General features: G+C 32.6%; 17 protein-coding genes and 1 riboswitch. Of the genes, 2 read left to right on the plus strand and 15 right to left on the minus strand.

Annotated features, from left to right (window positions below; all coding sequences use genetic code 11):
* Positions 1-84: 84 nt before the first annotated feature.
* The 7 genes from carB to recQ all read right to left on the minus strand — a co-directional run bounded on the left by carB (position 85) and on the right by recQ (position 10740).
* Positions 85-3309: a carbamoyl-phosphate synthase (glutamine-hydrolyzing) large subunit gene (carB, locus tag AB8U03_RS10555; protein ID WP_369704520.1), complete on the minus strand. Its 3225-nt coding sequence runs from the start codon at positions 3307-3309 to the stop codon at positions 85-87.
* A gap of 21 nt (positions 3310-3330) precedes the next feature.
* Positions 3331-4395 (minus strand): glutamine-hydrolyzing carbamoyl-phosphate synthase small subunit, encoded by a 1065-nt coding sequence (gene carA, locus AB8U03_RS10560; protein WP_369704521.1) that lies wholly within the window; start codon positions 4393-4395, stop codon positions 3331-3333.
* A gap of 14 nt (positions 4396-4409) precedes the next feature.
* A complete protein-coding gene (gene argF, locus AB8U03_RS10565) occupies positions 4410-5414 on the minus strand; it encodes an ornithine carbamoyltransferase (protein ID WP_369704522.1) in 1005 nt (334 codons plus the stop codon).
* Positions 5415-5433: 19 nt separating this feature from the next.
* The gene (locus tag AB8U03_RS10570) at positions 5434-6234 is read right to left on the minus strand and encodes an ABC transporter substrate-binding protein (protein WP_369704523.1); all 801 of its coding nucleotides are present in this window, start codon (positions 6232-6234) and stop codon (positions 5434-5436) included.
* A 212-nt stretch (positions 6235-6446) separates the two neighbouring features.
* The gene (locus AB8U03_RS10575; protein ID WP_369704524.1) at positions 6447-7466 is read right to left on the minus strand and encodes an NADH:flavin oxidoreductase; all 1020 of its coding nucleotides are present in this window, start codon (positions 7464-7466) and stop codon (positions 6447-6449) included.
* A 124-nt stretch (positions 7467-7590) separates the two neighbouring features.
* Positions 7591-8493, minus strand: a complete 903-nt coding sequence (locus AB8U03_RS10580) for a fumarylacetoacetate hydrolase family protein (RefSeq protein ID WP_369704525.1) — start codon at positions 8491-8493, stop codon at positions 7591-7593.
* A gap of 99 nt (positions 8494-8592) precedes the next feature.
* The gene (recQ, locus tag AB8U03_RS10585) at positions 8593-10740 is read right to left on the minus strand and encodes a DNA helicase RecQ (protein ID WP_369704607.1); all 2148 of its coding nucleotides are present in this window, start codon (positions 10738-10740) and stop codon (positions 8593-8595) included.
* Positions 10741-11100: 360 nt separating this feature from the next.
* Here recQ and AB8U03_RS10590 point away from each other — a divergent pair, with 360 nt between their 5' ends.
* Positions 11101-11931 carry a YitT family protein gene (locus AB8U03_RS10590; protein WP_369704526.1) on the plus strand — a complete coding sequence of 277 codons (831 nt, stop codon included), beginning with the start codon at positions 11101-11103 and terminating at the stop codon, positions 11929-11931.
* A 102-nt stretch (positions 11932-12033) separates the two neighbouring features.
* Here the strand turns inward: AB8U03_RS10590 and AB8U03_RS10595 are convergent, their stop codons facing one another.
* On the minus strand, positions 12034-12264 hold the full coding sequence (locus tag AB8U03_RS10595) for a glutaredoxin family protein (protein WP_369704527.1): 231 nt from the start codon (positions 12262-12264) through the stop codon (positions 12034-12036).
* A 190-nt stretch (positions 12265-12454) separates the two neighbouring features.
* On the opposite strand from AB8U03_RS10595, the gene AB8U03_RS10600 reads away from it, so the two are divergent.
* Complete coding sequence (locus AB8U03_RS10600; protein ID WP_369704528.1) at positions 12455-12643, plus strand: hypothetical protein; 189 nt, start codon at positions 12455-12457, stop codon at positions 12641-12643.
* A 142-nt stretch (positions 12644-12785) separates the two neighbouring features.
* Here AB8U03_RS10600 and AB8U03_RS10605 read toward each other — a convergent pair whose 3' ends face one another.
* From AB8U03_RS10605 to AB8U03_RS10635, 7 genes are all read right to left on the minus strand, one after another.
* A complete protein-coding gene (locus AB8U03_RS10605) occupies positions 12786-13802 on the minus strand; it encodes an ABC transporter substrate-binding protein (protein WP_369704529.1) in 1017 nt (338 codons plus the stop codon).
* The gene (locus AB8U03_RS10610) at positions 13799-14542 is read right to left on the minus strand and encodes an ABC transporter permease (RefSeq protein WP_369704530.1); all 744 of its coding nucleotides are present in this window, start codon (positions 14540-14542) and stop codon (positions 13799-13801) included. Before AB8U03_RS10610 ends, AB8U03_RS10605 begins: the two co-directional genes overlap by 4 nt.
* Entirely contained in the window at positions 14539-15294 is a 756-nt protein-coding gene (locus AB8U03_RS10615; protein WP_369704531.1) for an ABC transporter ATP-binding protein, read from the minus strand. The genes AB8U03_RS10610 and AB8U03_RS10615 overlap by 4 nt, the downstream gene beginning before the upstream one ends.
* 2 nt (positions 15295-15296) lie before the next feature.
* Complete coding sequence (gene tenA, locus AB8U03_RS10620; protein ID WP_369704532.1) at positions 15297-15956, minus strand: thiaminase II; 660 nt, start codon at positions 15954-15956, stop codon at positions 15297-15299.
* Between the two features lie 80 nt (positions 15957-16036).
* Positions 16037-16148: riboswitch (TPP riboswitch) on the minus strand.
* Positions 16149-16229: 81 nt separating this feature from the next.
* A complete protein-coding gene (locus AB8U03_RS10625) occupies positions 16230-16838 on the minus strand; it encodes an ABC transporter ATP-binding protein (RefSeq protein ID WP_369704533.1) in 609 nt (202 codons plus the stop codon).
* A 50-nt stretch (positions 16839-16888) separates the two neighbouring features.
* The gene (locus AB8U03_RS10630) at positions 16889-17638 is read right to left on the minus strand and encodes an ABC transporter permease (RefSeq protein ID WP_369704534.1); all 750 of its coding nucleotides are present in this window, start codon (positions 17636-17638) and stop codon (positions 16889-16891) included.
* The gene (locus tag AB8U03_RS10635) at positions 17601-18599 is read right to left on the minus strand and encodes an ABC transporter substrate-binding protein (RefSeq protein WP_369704535.1); all 999 of its coding nucleotides are present in this window, start codon (positions 18597-18599) and stop codon (positions 17601-17603) included. The genes AB8U03_RS10630 and AB8U03_RS10635 overlap by 38 nt, the downstream gene beginning before the upstream one ends.
* Between the last annotated feature and the right edge of the window lie 411 nt (positions 18600-19010).

Raw genomic sequence — 19010 nt, forward strand, 5'->3', positions numbered from 1 at the left:
TGATGCAAATAAAAATTATATTGATTGCAAAAAGTTAACTATATGCAGCTTTTACAATCAATATAATTTTAAGTTGATTTTTATTTAATTACATGAAACAATTTCTCTATATTTGACCCTTTTCTTTAAATATTCATTCATTGTTTTATATTCCACGGTTTCACCGTTTTTTTCTATTAAGACAGCCTCAATATAGGCATTGGCCGTATCTAGACATGTAAATACAATTTTGTCATGTGCAAGTGCCCTATATCTTAACTTAAAGCCTTCTCTTGTTCTGTCATAACCCTGGGTAGCTATATTTATCACCATATCTATTTTGCCCAGTTTTATATATTCCAAAGCATCACCTATGTTTACTTCACTACATTTTATTCCGTTCTCATTTAGAAATTTATAAGTTCCTCTTGAAGCAGTTATATTAAAATCTAGTTTTTCATATTTTCTAATTATATCAACTGAATTTTTCTTATCTATATCACTGATTGAAACATATAAATTTCCACCTTTAAGCATATCAATTCCGGATGCCTTAAATGCCTTATATATTGCCTTATTCCTGTCAAAATCCACTCCTAGAACTTCTCCTGTGGATTTCATTTCAGGTCCCAATGCAACGTCAACTCCAGGCAATTTTTTATTTGAAAATATAGGCAGTTTTACAGCATAGATATTACTATACCTATACATGTCCTGTCTATATCCAAAATCTTTTATCCTTTTACCAAGCATGATTTTCACAGCTATCTCAACCATGGGTATATCCGTGACTTTGCTTAGAATAGGCACTGTCCTTGAGGCTCTTGGGTTTACTTCTATCACATATACCTTTTCTCCGTCATAAGCATATTGAACATTTAAAAGTCCTTTTACATTAAGCTTTCTTGCTATTTTAACAGTATAATCCTCTATAACTTGAGATATATCTTCAGGTAAATCATTTGCAGGATAAACTGCTATACTATCTCCTGAATGTACACCTGTTCTCTCTATATGCTCCATTATTCCTGGAATTATCAAATCTTTTCCATCAGATATTGCATCTACTTCTATTTCCTTCCCAAGCAGATATTTGTCTACAAGTACGGGATGTTCTTTTGATAAGTTAACTGCTTCTTTTAAGTATTTACGCAATTCTTCATGCTTGTAAACAATTTTCATTGCCCTGCCGCCTATAACATAGGAAGGCCTCACAATAACAGGATAACCTATCTCATCTACAAGTACATCCGCTTCTTCCATGCTGGTTACAGATCCTCCTATGGGGGAATTTATATCAAGTTCTTTAAGAAGTACCCTGAATTTTTCCCTATCCTCTGCTAAATCTATGGATTCAAAAGAAGTTCCAAGTAAATTTACCCCTCTATCATTTAGTTTTTGTGATAAATTCAAGGCAGTTTGACCTCCAAATTGAACTATAACTCCATATACCTTTTCTTCGTTTATAACATTCATGACATCATCTATATAAAGCGGATCAAAATACAGTTTATCTGAAATATCAAAATCAGTACTTACAGTTTCAGGATTGTTATTTATTATAATGGCCTCATATCCTGCCTTTTTTATTGCCCATACACCATTTACACAACAGTAGTCAAATTCTATTCCCTGTCCTATTCTAATAGGACCCGATCCTATTACAAGTATCTTTTTGTTACTTGTAATAATATTGTCACTTTCTAAATCATAACAAGAATAATAATAAGATGTTTTTGCTTCAAATTCACCACTGCAGGTATCAACCATTTTATAAACAGATTTTATATTGTTCACTTCTCTTAGCTTTTTCAAATCTTCAAGCTTCATTCCTATTAATTTGCAGATATACTCGTCTGTAAATCCCATGATTTCTGCTTTTTGAATTGTCTCCACATTGGGTACACTTTCTGTAAGTTCATTTTCCATATCAATTATATTTTTTATCCCACTTAGAAACCATTCATCTATTTTCGTTATATCATGAAGCCTTTCTATGCTGATACCCTTTCTAAGACCTTCCGCTACGGCAAAAATTCTTTCATCATCCTGTTCATTCAATTTTTCAATTATTTCATCTACATTCATACCTTCAAGATTGTCCAATTTAAGTCCTATTATTTTGCCCTCAAGACTTATGACTGCTTTTAAAAGAGCACTCTCGAAGCTTCTATCTATTGCCATTACTTCTCCAGTGGCCTTCATCTGAGTTTTTAAAGTCCTATTTGCAGTTTTAAATTTGTCAAAGGGCCATTTTGGCATTTTAACTACACAATAATCCAGAGCGGGTTCAAACAATGCACTGGAATTTCCAGTAACATAATTTTTAAGTTCATCCAGCGTATATCCAATCGCAATTTTAGCTGCAATTTTGGCTATAGGATATCCTGCTGCTTTGGAAGCAAGAGCACTAGATCTGCTCACTCTAGGGTTTACTTCTATTACCATATATCTGTTACTGATAGGATCCAGTGCAAATTGGATATTGCACCCACCTTCTATTTTCAAAGTTCTTATTATTTTTACAGCGGATCTTCTGAGCATCTGATATTCTCTGTCATTGAGGGTCTGTGATGGAGCTACAACTATACTGTCTCCAGTATGTATTCCAACAGGATCTATGTTTTCCATGTTGCAAACTACCATGCAATTATCCTTTTTATCCCTCATGATCTCATATTCTAATTCTTTCCAGCCAGCCAGGCTTTGCTCTAAAAGTATCTGATTTATAGGGCTTTCTTCCAATCCATTTTCACATATTTCAATATACTCTTCATAAGTTGTTGCAATTCCTCCGCCAGTTCCACCTAAAGTATAAGCTGGCCTTATTATAACTGGAAGGCTCACTTTATTTAAGAAATTTTTACATTCCTCTAAGTTTGTTGCAATATCACCTACTGCTATAGGTTCATTTATTTCTTCCATTAATTTTTTAAAACTTTCTCTATCCTCGGCATTTTTTATGGACTCTGTCTTTATTCCAAGAAGTTCCACTCCGTATTTTACAAATATTCCAAGCTTGTTCAATTCCATTGCAAGATTTAAAGCAGTTTGACCTCCGAACCCAGCTAGAACACCATCCGGCCTTTCTCTTTTTATTATTGCCTCAAGAGATTCAACAGTTAGAGGTTCTATATAAGTCTTGTCCGCAATATTTTTATCAGTCATTATAGTAGCAGGATTACTGTTTACAAGTACAGTTTCTATACCTTCCTTTTTTATGGACTCACAAGCCTGTGTACCCGAGTAGTCAAATTCTGCAGCCTGACCTATTATTATAGGGCCTGATCCTATTATCAAAACTTTTTTCAAGTTTTTTCTTAACGGCATTATATCACTTCTCCTTGTTATTTATACTAAAGTCATCAATTGCAAAAATTTATCAAATAAATATTCTGAATCGGTAGGTCCTGGAGATGCTTCCGGATGAAATTGCACTGAAAATACAGGCAGTTTTTTGTGCCTTATTCCCTCTACAGTGTTGTCATTTAAATTAACATGGGTTATTTCAATATCATTCTCATTTAAGCTCTCCCTTTTAACTGCATATCCATGATTTTGAGAGGTTATAAAGGCTCTATCTAAAGTTATATCATATACGCCGTGATTTCCACCCCTGTGCCCGAATTTCATTTTATAAGTATCTCCACCAAAAGCCAATGATAAAAGTTGATGTCCAAGACATATGCCAAATATAGGTACTGTTCCTATTAATTTTTTTACGTTATTCATAATGCTTCCCAAATCTTTAGGATCTCCCGGGCCGTTACTCAGGAGTATACCATCCGGATTTATATTCATTATGGTTTCATAAGAAGAATTATATGGGAATATTGTTATATCACAATTTCTAATCTTTAAATTTTCAATAATGTTATTTTTAGTTCCAAAATCCAAAAATGCCACTTTAGGTCCACTGCCCTCAATATGCACTATGGATTTTGTACTCACCTGTGCTACCAGATTTTTATCTTCATGGGAATTTAAAATGTCTTTTATTTCATTTATGGACTTGTTTTCATCGCATATCACACATTTCATAGTTCCTGCAGATCTTATTTTCTTGGTTATACTTCTCGTATCTATACCACTTATACCTACAATTTTATTTTCTTTCAAAAAATTTTCAAAACTATTTTCACTTAAATAGTGTGATGTATTATTATACATATTTTTAATTACAATACCTTTAGCCTGTATTTCATTAGACTGGCTAAAATTATAATTGATACCATAATTTCCTATATAGGGATAGCACATAGTTATTATCTGTCCTCTATAGGATGGGTCTGTAAGTATTTCCTGATACCCCGTCATTGAAGTGTTAAAAACCAGCTCTCCTGTAGTTATTCCCCGTTTTCCTATGGCTTTTCCCATAAATACAGTTCCATCTTCTAAATACAATATGGAATTCATAATATTCCCTCTTTCTAAATATTACTGCATAGAGTTGCTACCATAACCGCCTTTATAGTGTGCAATCTGTTTTCTGCTTCATCAAATACTATGGAATGCTGACTTTCAAATACATCTTCCGTCACTTCCAGAGCTTCATATCCAAATTTCTTGTATATATCTTCCGAAGTATCCGTCTCTCTATTGTGAAAGGCTGGAAGACAATGCATGAATTTCACATTTTTATTTTTACAGGCTTCAATAAGCTTGCTATTTATCTGATATGGCATTAAAGTCTCAATTCTCTTTTTCCATAGACTTTTGTCCTCGCCCATAGAAAGCCATACGTCAGTATATAAAACATCTGCCCCTTTTACACTGCCGTATATATCATCACTTATTGTAATAGTTCCTCCATTTTGTTCTGATATTTCTTTACATTCCCCCACTAATTCATCCTCAGGGAACAATTCCTCAGGAGCTACAATCTTGAAATTCATTCCCATTTTTGCCGCCCCTATCATAAGGGCATTTGCCATATTATTTCTTCCATCACCAAGGTAAATAAAATTCACATCTTTCAGAGGTTTATTCACATGCTCTTCCACAGTTAAGAAATCTGCTAAGACCTGAGTAGGATGATCTTCATCTGAAAGTCCATTCCATAAAGGTACTTTTGAATACTCTGCAAATATCTCCATGTTTTTTTGTGAAAATCCTCTGTATTCCACCCCATCAAACATTCTTCCCATTACCCTAGCGGTGTCTTTTACTGATTCTTTTTTGCCCATATGGCTTCCTGTAGGACCTATATAAGTCACCGTAGCACCTTCGTCATAAGCACCCACCTGAAATGAGCATCTTGTTCTCAAAGAGTCCTTCTCAAATATCAATGCAATATTTTTTCCCTGCAGTCTCTTTTTTTCCTCGCCGCTATATTTCTCTTTCTTCAGTTTTTTTGAAAGTTCCAGCAGGTATTTTATCTCTTCTTGTGAAAAGTCTTTTAATGTTAAAAAACTTTTTCCTTTTAAATCAACCATAAATATCTCCTCCTTAAAATCACTCTTTATAAACATCAAAGCCAAACCACTTTACTGAAAGTTTTGAAAGCGTTCCATCCTTTTTCATATCTCCAATGATCTTGTTAACTTCCTTTTTCAGCGAATCATCACCTTTTCTATAGGCTACTCCCATAGGTTCTTTGCTCAAGGCACCTGGTACTATTTTAAATTCACCTTTTTTCTTTTGTATATAATATCCGCCTACCTGTTCATCCATTATAGCGGCATCCACCCTGCCTATGGACATATCCTGGAAAGCTTCCGTTATCTTATCGTATTTTTTGGATTCCTTGACACCTTTTATCCCATTTGCCACTTTTTCCCCAGTAGTACCTAACTCACAAGCTATAACCTTTCCCTTTAAATCATCTACTCCTTTTATGTCTTCTCTTCCACTTTTCACTGCAATAATCTGTCCTCCATTTATATAAGGTGTAGAAAAGTCAGTATTTTTTTTCCTTTCATCTGTTATACTTATAGATGCAATAGCTGCATCAAACTTATTTGAATCAAGTGCCAATATAAGTCCATTAAAATCCATAACTAAAAAATCTGCTTTCACTCCCAATCTTTTTGCCACCTCATTGGAAAAATCCACATCAAATCCTACTAATTTACCATTACCATCCCTAAATTCCATAGGTGGATATCCTTCTTCAGTCCCTATAGTGATTTTACCTGATTTTTTTATTTTATCCAGCAAATTTGAATTTGCATTGCTTTTAGTAGTTTGCCCACAAGCTGTGAATAATACTACACTGAAAATAATTGTAATTATGATTGCCATTGTCTTTTTCATTATCGTCCCCCTAATTTATAATAATCCAATATAATGTATTAAAATAACACTTTGATATATTTTATAATTATACATATATATTAATAATAATGCAATATGCTTTCAGATATTTTCCCAAATTTATTCACCTCATAGAATAAATCATGTCATAAAAAAACCTCCAATATTAACAACTATTGAAGGTTTTCTAATTAATAAAATTTAGTTATATTTTATATATGATATATGCACCTAATTCCCTTATCGGTCATACATCTACTGCAGGAAATACAGCTGGATTTAGTAGTAGAACCACTAAGCCATTTATTTATAAGATCGGGCTCGCATATAAAAGGCCTTGACATGGAAAAATACTCTATGGGTGTATTATTCAGTATATCATTCATATTAAATACACTTCTATTTAATCCAACTAGGATCACAGGACATTTTACTTTCTCTGCTACTTTTTGTGCATATTTTTTAAATAAGGCCTCTGAGCTCCCTTTATCCTTGAAGTCTTTAATATTTCCGCTAATCTCTATAGCATTTATACCAGCCTTATCCAATAGTCTGCACAGATAATTCCAATCATCAAAAGCTACCTTTTTTTCTTCCACCTCCGAGGAGTTTATCTTTATAAATACGTTAAAGCTCTTTCCCACCTTGCTGCGTATTTTATTGTATACTTCAAATATAAACTTAGCTCTATTTTCAACGCTGCCTCCATAATCATCAGTTCTAGTATTATATATGGTACTTACAGTTTTACTAAGGAAGCATCCGTCAGCTCCATGAATTTCCACTCCGTCGAAATCACATTGTTTAGCCCTATAAGCAGCATTTGCAAAAGCATTTGCTATATCTTCCATATATTCTTTTGAGATTTTATCTGAAAATTCAGAAGTATCCACCTGTCCCTCTGGACTTGCATATCCATCCCTCTGAGCAATTTGCATAACTATACCAGAATGATTCTCATGAACCATATCCGTTAATTTTTTATATTCCTTTATAAAGGAATCATCATATATTGACAACATATTACGTCTTGGCTTTTCATCCTCAAATATATCAGTGCATCCAGTTATTATAAGTGCCACTCCTCCTGAAGCCAGATTCTTATAAAGCTGAAGTAACTCAGGAGTAATATGTCCATCTTGCGAGGCCATATTCTCCCAAGTGGCAGATCTTATAAATCTATTTTTTAATTTCAAATTATTTATATAGGTTGTATCGAATAGTGATTTCATAATAAACCTCCAAATAACTTCATAATTTAAACTTTACTACATTATACTTTAACCTGTGAAATTTTACAAAAATACAACCTAATCTATATCTTTTAACTCAACAAATTATTATATTTTTTAAATTCTATGCAGTTTCCACTACATTATTTATAAGACTCCCTATTTTTTCAATATAACATTCTACCGTATCTCCGTTTTTTAATACCTTAATAGGATCAAACCCCATTCCCACGCCACTGGGAGTACCTGTGGATATAATATCACCTGCTTTTAAAGTCAATCCCCTGGATAAATCACTTATTATGTAAGGTATATCAAAAATTAAGTTTTTAGTATTGGAATTTTGCCTGATTTCTCCATTTACCATACATTTAATATCTAAATTAACTGGAAAAGGTATTTCATTTTTATGTACTATACAGGGTCCCATTGGACAAAAAGTATCTAGACTTTTTCCCTTAAACCACTGAATATGCTTTCCCTGGAGATCTCTAGCCGACACATCATTTATTATAGTATATCCAAAAATATGATCTTCCACCTCTTCTGCTTTTATGTCTGCACCATCTTTTCCTATTATAACTGCAAGTTCAGCCTCATAGTCCACTTGTTTTGTAACTTCAGGAGAAAATTCAATATTATCTCCAGTCCCCACGGCAGGTGCTGCCACTTTGGTAAAATATATAGGTTTGCTTGGAATCCCATTTCCTGATATTCTAGTTATTTTTATTTCCCTGGCATGTTCTACGTAATTTTTCCCAAGACAAAATACATTTCTCCTCGGATAAGGTATTGGAGCTTTTAATCTAACTGAATCCAGTGGAATAGATACAATATTTTTATTGTTTAAAAAATACTGTATCTTATTTAACTTATTATCATCCAAATACTCTATAAACTCCTGCATGGTCTCAGGTGGATTTTTTTCTTCAATACCTTTAAACACGTCTCTGATATTTAAAATACCACCTTCCTTTAAAATCCCTATATTCTCTTTTTTTTCATAAACATAAGTCACAAATTTCATATTATCACCCCATTCTATAATTTGAAAAATAGTTATTTACTATATTGAACAATGTGGTAAATACTATTGATAATTTAATTTCAATTTAATGATATAATTTTAATTGTCCAGAATACAATCTTTAAGTATGATTGCTTTTATCTTATCATAGCTTATATTATCTGGAAGAGACTCTTTAATAGGTTTCAATTTAGACAAGCCCAATTTTTCTATAACTTTTAAAACCTTATTTTCTTCATCTATTGTAAACAAATTGTCAAATTTTACATTTAAATTAAATTTTTCTCCCTCTTCCAGATATTTTGTAATATGAGATACTACTGTAGATACAGTAAGCTCTCTCTTCCTTGAAATTTCCTCTATGCTCATATTATCCTTGATCATATTTATGGTTATTTCAAAGGTTTTCAACTTATTACTTTTTCCCTCATGATTTTTTTGCAGATCCCCTTTAAAAAACCAGCTGGGTTGTATTTTATTTTTTTCTACATATTCTCTTATGATTTTTAAAAATCTATTTCCATACTTTTTAAGTTTTAGTTCTCCAACTCCAGATATATCAAGCATCTGCTCAGAAGTTACTGGATATCTGCTGCTAAGCTCCCTTAAAGTAGTGTCTGCAAATATCAGATATGGAGGAATTGATTCTTCATCAGCTATTTCTCTTCTGCAGCTTCTCAATATTTCAAATAAATCACTGTTGGTAATTATTTTTTCTGCTTTAGCTGGCTCTTTCAAAACCACCTTTTCTTCTCCCTTTAATATTTTTACAGACTGAGAGTTTAATATTACCATAGGATACTCCCCTTCTTTTAAGGAGATATAACCCTGAGCTATAAGTGTATTTATAAAATTAGAAAGCTGACTTTTTGAGTAATTTTTCATTATGCCATAGGTAGATATCTTGTCAAATCCGTATTGAAGCACCTTTTTTTGTGAAGACCCCCTTAGAACATCTACTATCATATTAACGCCAAATTCTCTTTTCATCCTATAAATGCATGAAAGTACCTTCTGGGAATCTACGGTCTTATCTACATATTCTCCCTTTCTTATACAGTTGCTGCAATTCCCACACTCTTCATAATCCACATGTTCCCCGAAATAATTTAATATATATTTTCTCAAACAGCCATTGTAGTGAACGAAATCCACCATATACTGAAGTTTTTTATATTCGTTTATTCTTCTTTCCGGAGATTGTATACTTGTCTCTATTAAATATTTTTGGGTAATTATGTCCTGAGGTGCAAACATGAGTATACATTCGCTTGTTTCCCCATCACGCCCTGCTCTGCCTATTTCCTGATAATAACTTTCTATATTCTTTGGTATATTATAGTGAATTACAAATCTTACATTTGATTTATCAATACCCATTCCAAAAGCATTAGTGGCAACTATTACGTTTATTCTGTCATATACGAAGTCCTCTTGATTTTTTTCCCTGTCCACGCTGGATAGTCCAGCATGATATCTCCCTGCAGATATATTATTTGCCTTGAGTTTTTCATATAAACTATCCACTTCTTTTCTAGTAGCTGCATATATTATACCTGACTGTTCCCCATTGGTCTTAATGTAGTTCAACATATGCTGAAATCTATTTCCAACCTTCAGACAACTTATTTTTAAATTTTTTCTATCAAACCCGGATATAAAAACAGCAGGATTATTTAATTTTATTTGATTTACAATATCCACTCTCACTTCTTCAGTAGCAGTAGCTGTAAATGCAGTAACTACAGGTCTTTTGGAAAAATCGTCTATAAATTTCCAAATATATGTATAACTCACTCTAAAATCGTGTCCCCACTGTGAAACGCAATGAGCTTCATCCACTGCCACCTGAGAAACCTGCATACTTTTAATAAGATGGCAAAAATCAGTGGATTCCAGTCTTTCAGGTGCCACATACAGTATTTTTATATCTCCATTTTTTAGATCCGAGCATATATTTAAAATTTCACTTTGAGAAATAGAACTATTTATATAAGCAGCTCCTATGCCCAAATCTTTTATACTATCCACCTGATCCTTCATAAGAGAAATCAGGGGGGATATGACAATAGTTATACCTTTAAAAAGTAGGGCTGGTATCTGATAACATATGGACTTCCCCCCTCCTGTCGGCATTATAGCCATGGTATCTCTGCCACTTAATATACTTTCAATTACGTTATTTTGATCTCCTCTAAAATTTTCATATCCATAGTATTTGCGTAAAACCTTTAAGGCGCTGTTAATCAATGACTTCACCTCTATATTTTATATATTCTATACAAATTATAGCATATAAAATTGTGGTTTTAAAATTGTCACTTATTTTAAAATATCTGCGTAAAATACTTATATAAAAATATTATATAAGTTAATAAATATTATCTTGATATATATACTTTAATTCATTATAATGAGTATTGTAAATAATAATTGGCAATTTATTTAATCAGATGGTAATTTTAATTATGAAATGTATTTGTACTCATAATGGTATTAATTCATTATTATTAAACAAAAAATCTGCCATGTGAGCAAAGTCTTTCATCCCAAAGGGACGGAGGGCTTTTATAGTGCTTATCTTTTTAAAAATAGGAGGGAAGTGGAATGAAAAAAAATTTATGTGATTTAATTGTAATTTTATTGGGATTATTTTTATTTTCTTTTGCTTTGAACGTTTTTCTTGCACCACATAAAATTGTGCCAGGCGGGGTTTCTGGACTAGCCATTGTACTGGAATCCGTACTTCACATAAAAAGGTCAATATTAATAGGCATTTTTAATGTGCCCATTTTTATTCTGGGATTATTGACACTGGGTAAAAGGTTTGTGTTGAATACAGCATTAGGTGTTTTTCTCGTTCCAGTATTTGTAGAATTGACTAGTAATATTGCTCCTTTTACCAACGATATCCTCTTATCCTCCTTGTTAGGCGGTGTACTCACCGGTATTGCTTTAGGGATGCTTTTAAGCAGACAATCCTCTGTAGGCGGCACAGATACCATTGCTAAAATCATATCCAAATACACACATAAACCTGTGGGGAAACTAATGATGAGTATAGATCTGTCCATAGTAATGCTTACCTGTTTTGTTTTTGGTATAGAAAAAGCTCTCTACGGCATAGTAACGGTATATTTGATTGGAAGAGTTGTAGATATATATATTAAGGGCTTTACCGATTCCAAGTCAGTATTCATAATTTCCGATAGAATTGAGGAAATCAATGATCTGATCTTAACCAAATTACACGGTGGAACTACCAAAATTGAGGCAAGAGGCGGATATACAGATGACAAACGTGACATATTAATGTGTCTTGTGACAAATACGGAGCTGGTAAAACTAAAAAAATTAGTAAAAGAAGTTGATATAAATGCCCTGGTTTTAATACAGAATTCTTATGAAGCCTACGGCAAGGGATTTGGTACAGCTTAATTAATTTAAGAGAACCTTGTTCATTATATGTGAAAAGGGATGCAGGGATAAAATAATTTTTATCCCTGCATCCCTTTTCTGACTTTATAATAAATTTTATCATCAAATATTCAAAAGGCTTTCTACTTTTGATTCATTAAATCCCACAAGATATTCACCATCTATAACTATGACGGGAACTGATCTATATCCTTTTTTCATTAGTTCCTTTCTCGCATCGGCATCTGTAGTGATATTATGCTCTGTAAAATCTATATTGTTTTTTGTAAAAAACTCTTTTGCACTGTGGCAGTACTGACAGGTGCTAGTTGTAAATATGTCTACCTTACTCATAAAAACCATCTCCTTGTAACATTTACCTTTCAAATTTATAATATCACATTGATGTGTATAATTCAATAATAGTTATTAAATAATACAGAATATATTCAATAACATGAAATACAGACTCAATTTTATTAAGCTAAATATGAATAAAATCATTAATTCTTACAAAATATATTAATGGAAAGGTGGGAATGAGATGGATTTAACAACAGAAGATATGATAAAAAATAAGCTTCTTGATGTACAGGAAAATGTAAGAGACTTTCAAGAGTACTCAAAGAAAATAGATAATAAAGAAATCAATGAAAAATTTAAACAATTTGCAAAGGGATCTGCATTGGAAGCACAGGAATTGGAAAAGTTGCTTAATAAATATGGCAAATAATCTAGTTTAAATTTTTATAGAGAGAATTTAATCTCTCTATTTTTTATTCAAAGCTGCACTCTCAGTTTCTTCAAAGTTGTGGATAAATACTTATATATCCTGATCTTTAAGTACAGCTTTATCACAGCACAGTTCACAATGACTATTTATTATAATCTAGAACATTCACATAAAAATCTTCCGCATTTACATCCTTTTTTAGAAGTCCCTGTTTTTTTAACCAATCTATATTGTTCTGCCATACTCTTTTATCCTGACTTAAAAAAGGCTCATCTTTTGATTCCATTTTAGGTAAAAGTATACTGAGGCTCTTTTCCTCAACAGCTTCTTTAAGTGGGAAACTGCCTTTCTGTTGATTGTCCATGAGTATCTTCAATGATTTATCTGGATTATTTTTTGTATATTCAAATCCCTTCTGGGCGGCTTTCATAAATTTTTTGATGGTTTCGGGTTTTTCCTTGAGAGTTTTATCACTGGTTACAAATACTTCTTCATAATAATTTGGCACTCCATATTTTGAAGGATCAAAATAATTTACAGGATGATTTTCATTTTGCATCATTAAAACCTCATGATTTATAAGGCCTCCCGTAGTTGCATCCACCTTTTTAGTTACCATGGATGATAAAAGATCAAATCCTACATCCACCATTTTAACAGTGTCCGGATTTCCCCCATCCTTTTTAACCATGGTCTTTACATATTCTGTATTCAATGGATTTCCCGAATAACCTACAGTCTTTCCCTGAAGATCTTTTGGAGAATTTATATTATTTCCCTTCAAAGCTATTATGACATTAAGTGGAGTATGCACTATTGCCCCAACTGATTTTACGGGTACTCCCTGGTTAGCCCTTGCGATTACAAGATCCGGCTGATAATAGATTCCAAGCGTTGCTTTTCCTGCAGCTGGAAGAGTCAGCGGGTCTGTAGGATCTGATGGAAATTTGATATTTACCTTAAGCCCTTCTTCCTTAAAATATCCCTTTTCAATAGCTGCATATATAAAAGTATGTATGGCATTTGGATACCAGTCAAGCACCAAATCCACATTCTCCAATTTGCCATTATCGCTTTGGGATGATTTACTGCCGCATCCCGTTAAACCAACCAGCATTAAAACTGATATCATAAAAGCTAAAATTTTTATTTTTTTCACACTTCATTCCTCCCTTTTACTATTTTATTTTCAAGCACACTTATAATTTTAACCATAACCAGTGCAACTGCAGACAATATTACAATAGGGGCAAAAACTCCGGCACCATCCAGTTGTGTCATCATTCTCTTGCTGAAATATCCAAGACCAGCCTGTGCTCCCAGCCATTCACTTATAGCTGCACCTACCACACTTAGCGGGACTGCTATCTTAAGAGCAGAAAAAAAATAAGGAAGTGCTGCTGAGAACTTCAATTTTATAAATATATCCTTTTTACTGGCACCATATGTAAATAGAAGTTCCTCCATATCCCTTCTTGTTGAACGAAGCCCATCATATACATTTATTGTTATGGGGAAAAAAGTTATGAGTATGGTTACCAGTACTTTACTCCATATTCCATATCCAAACCACAGCACAAATATAGGTGCAAGTGCAGTTATGGGCACTGTCTGAGTTACAATTACAATTGGATAAAGAGCTCTCTGCACCTTTTCACTAATATTCATGGCAGCAGCAAGGAGCACTCCAAATATTATGGATATTCCAAGTCCCTCAAAAGTTACAAGAAGAGTTGCCGGAAGGTGAACCAAAAATAGAATGTCTTTCAGTTCCCATATTTTTTTTACAATTGCCGTAGGAGAGGGAAGTATATACATGGCATCTATATATCTGGCAATTCCCTCCCAGGCTGCAAAAAATAACAGGCATATTATTATGGATGATCTGTATTTTTTCACAACCTTACCCCCTTTTTCAATTCACTTATAAGCTCTCCCTTTATTTCTAACATATCAGGGCTATCAAGCATACCTCTTGTCCTGGGATAACTTAAATCCACTTTTATTTCTTTAAATTTTCTTATGGGACTTCCATCTGTTATAAATATCTTTGTTGATAAAAAGAGGGCTTCTTCTACATCATGTGTTATGAACAACACCGTTTTATTTAAATTTGACCATTTATCTAAAAGCCACTCCTGCATGGAAAGTCTTGTTATTGCATCCAGCGCACTAAAAGGTTCATCTAAAAGAAGCATATCCGCTCCTGTAAGAAGAGTTCTTGTAAAAGAAACCCTCTGACGCATGCCTCCTGATAAATCCTTCGGGTATTTATTCTTGTATTTTTCAAGTCCAAAGGCCTTAAGTATTTTTTCAGCTTCATACCTTGCTTTTTTTAAATCCTCACCTTTGATTTCAAGAGGCAGTGAAGAATTTTGAAGTATAGTTCTCCAGGGTATTAAAAGGTCATTTTGAGGCATATATCCTATGTATCCTTTTTTCAAAGCATTAATATTTCTATTTTTTAAAAATATATCTCCCTCAAAAGGCCTTTCCAATTTGCAAATAAGTCTGAACACAGTGCTTTTGCCACATCCGCTGGGACCTACTATACTTATAAATTCACCTTTATTCACAGTAAAGCTCAAATTTTTTATTATGAAATCAGGATCTTCATCATATTTAAAACTTATATTTTTAAATTCCAGCACGATTACATCCCCTTTTTATATGCCATGTTCCAAAACATTCTCTCATATTCACTGGTATTTATAAAAATTTCCTTTAATTTTTTAAATTTCTTCTCCGATATGTCCTCAGTTAGATGATCAAGCAGATCAATTATCCACTCGGTTTCCCTTTCATAATCCTCTGATGCATATCCATTTATCCACTGTCCATAAAATTCATGCTGGGCGGCACCATCTATTTTGCTCAGTTTTTTTCCAATTAAGTAATAACTCCACATACAAGCTAGAAGTGAAGTAGTCAAATCCATTAAATCACCCATCTGAGACACTGACAACATATAATTTGTATATGAAATATTTTCAATGGAAGCTCTGGTATTCTCTATATCCTTTTTCCCAATGCCAAGTCTCTTCATATAAGTCCTATGTATATTCATTTCCCCATTTAATATATTATCCACCATTTTGGAAAAGCCCCTCATCGTACTCTCCTCATTGGATTTAACCACTCCAAGAGCATATATTTTTACATAATCCAAAAGATATATATAATCTTGAATCATATAGAATTTAAATTTATCTATCTCCAAACTTCCATCTGCTATCCCTTTTATGAAAGGATGCTGATAATAAGAATCCCATATGTCCTTTACACTGTCATACAATTTTATAGATGTCTTCATATAATCCCCCTTTTTCAATTCACAATTATTTTCATAAAAAAAGGTACAACCTTCTGAAGAGGTTTGTACCTTTACTCGCTAAATTACATGTGGCCTCTTCCTACGCTGGCATTAACCAGATCAGGTATAAATAGGGTCTAAGGATTTAATCCTTACTCTCAGCCGGTAGCACCAGCCCCCCCGGGATATATAAAAGTATTTAATTTTATATATTACATAAACACCAATTATATTACTACAATAATTGAAATTAATCAATATTTCTATTGCATTTCACTCCAGCGAATAAACTATATGACCTAGCTCACTTGCTTCTTCTTTATCATGAGTTACCAGTATAATTGTTCTTTTATTTTCCCTATAAAGTGATAAAAATTTCTTTATTATGTCACCTTTTAATCTATCATCCAGGCCTTTAAAAGGTTCATCCATTAAAAGCAAATCACTTTTGTAGGCAAAGGCCCTGGCAAGTGCAACTCTTCTCTTCATACCACCGCTTAATTCTCTTGGAAATTTACTCTTGCAATTTGACAATTCCACCATGCTTAAAAATTTATTTACAGTTAAATTCACCTCAATTTTACTCATTATTGACTTCAATACAAAGGCCACATTTTCGTACACTGTAAGATGTGAAATCAATCTATCTTCCTGAAAAATGTAAGATAGCCTGCTGCTCTCCAAATCCACCTGTCCACTATAATCTTTTTCAATTCCACTTATAATATTTAAAAGAGTGGTTTTGCCACAACCTGAGGGTCCAAGTACCACTGTGATTTTGTTTTTTAGAAAGTTCACATTTAAATTTGTAAATACAGGCACTCCCCCATAGGACTTATTTAAATTTCTAATCATAACTTCATATTTATCATCATTTTCCATGCAAGCTACCTTCCTCTATACTTACGCAATTTAAATTTTCATATTAGAAATTACTTTTTTACATCTAAATAATGTTTAAATATCTTTTCAAACATAAAACTCAGTATTACAACTACAATAGTCCATGCAAACAGCTCCTGAGTTTCAAGAGTTGTTTTAGAATTTAAAAGATTTAATCCTATGGAGTAATTAGGTGTACTCAATACTTCTGACGCAACTGAAACCTTCCAGCCAATTCCAAGGCACATGAGTATACCTGACACAATATAATTTTTTATGCTTGGAAGATATATATCTTTTAATAAATATTTTTTTTTAACCTTATATACATTTGCCATCTGAATTAACTTTTCATCCACAGACTTTATTCCCTGAATTACATTTGTGTATACTATTGGAAAACATATTAGGACAGCTGTAAAAATAACCACATAAGATGAAGTAAACCAAATTAAAGCTATAATAATTATGGACATAACAGGAGTTGCCTTCATTGTAATTATAAGAGGATCTAGAATTTCTTCTATAAATTTGTTGAGACCTGCAGCTACACCAAGCACAATGCCTACAATTACAGATATCAAAATTCCTGAAATTACCCTTATTATGCTGCTAAAAACACTTTTCCAAAAATAAGCTTCTTTCATTAAAACAAATAGTGTTTTTATTACCTCAAAAGGTGATGGTAAAAGAAGTGAATTATTTATAAAAATGGAGCAAAACTCCCATATAGACAACCAGAATATTAATATAAATAATTTTTTAATTACCTTTGGTTCCACTGTAATAGAAATTCTCATCCGGTATCTTTCCCCCAACAGATTTTGGATCACTTTCATATAAAACTTCATAAAATTTTTGAAGAATTTGTTTTCCATCTTTTGCACTTATAAATACTATATTACTGTTTGGTATGGCCATCTCTGCCACTTTAGCCTTCGGAATTATGCCATCTTTTTCCATTAGTTTTCCAGCCTCTGTCTTCTTTGAATTTACAAAATTCACGGATTCCTTGTATTTATTTAAAAAGTTATCTAAATCTTTTCCCCTTTTATCTATAAAAGACTTTCTAAATACGATAGTTCCCATAGCCAGCTTACTTTGTCCATTGGAAGCTTTATCCCATTCCTTGGTTAAATCTATAGGCACCTGCAAACTACTGTCTTTCATCTTAGTTGTAGTTACAAAAGGTTCCGGCAGTACTGCTAAGTCCACTTTCTTAGCCGCTACTGCTGCTGCCAGATCACTGTGATTCATTTTATAATCAATAATTACATCTTTTCCAGGTTCCAGACCATTTTTTCTCAATATGTAATTTAATATGAATTCCGGAGTGGCTCCCTTATCACTTGAATAAATGGTTTTCCCCTTTAAATCAGCTATACTTTTCACTGCATTGCCATTTTCTACAATGTATAAAACACCTAAAGTGTTTATCCCCACAAGTTTAATTGAACCCTTTGTCTTATTATATAAAATTGATGCTAAATTTGAAGGCACCGCTGCGCCGTCCAATTCTCCATTTATAAGCTTGGATGTTATCTGATCTGGTGAATCGTACAAAGTTATGCTGTAGTTCTCTTTATCCTCCATAAGTTTTGCCATGCCCATTCCAGTAGGTCCTTTCAAAGCCGCAATTTTAATTTTTTCTTTTTTAGTCTGGGATGCAGTATTATTAGAGCTATTAGAACATCCTACCGCAAACAAGGTTGATATTATAAGTACTAGTGCCATAATAAATATACCCATTTTCTTTTTCATAAAAAATCCCCCATTTAATAATTTAGTCATACGCATATAATACCGATTTCTATTCTATTATAACATTATTTTTTTAGATTTTAATTACATTAAAGTAATTTTATATATAATTCATTGGGAGAATTATGTTGACATAATAATAATATTATACTACAATAGGTTTATTAGCAATTCATGGCAGTGAATGCTAATAATACATGGTAATTTAAAATATTCTTAATTTCACATTTGCAAATTCATATCTCAAACTGATCTTTTATTTTTTATATAGGGCTCAGCAATAGTTATAAAATATTACCTTAAAAATTATATTCATGAATATAATATAATTTCTATTTAGCATATACACAATAATTAGACCTATTTGGCAAATAACATTCTTTTTAAAATAAGAATGTTTATTCAATATAA

It is taken from the genome of Clostridium moutaii, assembly GCF_041205085.1.
Taxonomy (GTDB): Bacteria; Bacillota; Clostridia; order Clostridiales; family Clostridiaceae; genus Clostridium_B; species Clostridium_B moutaii.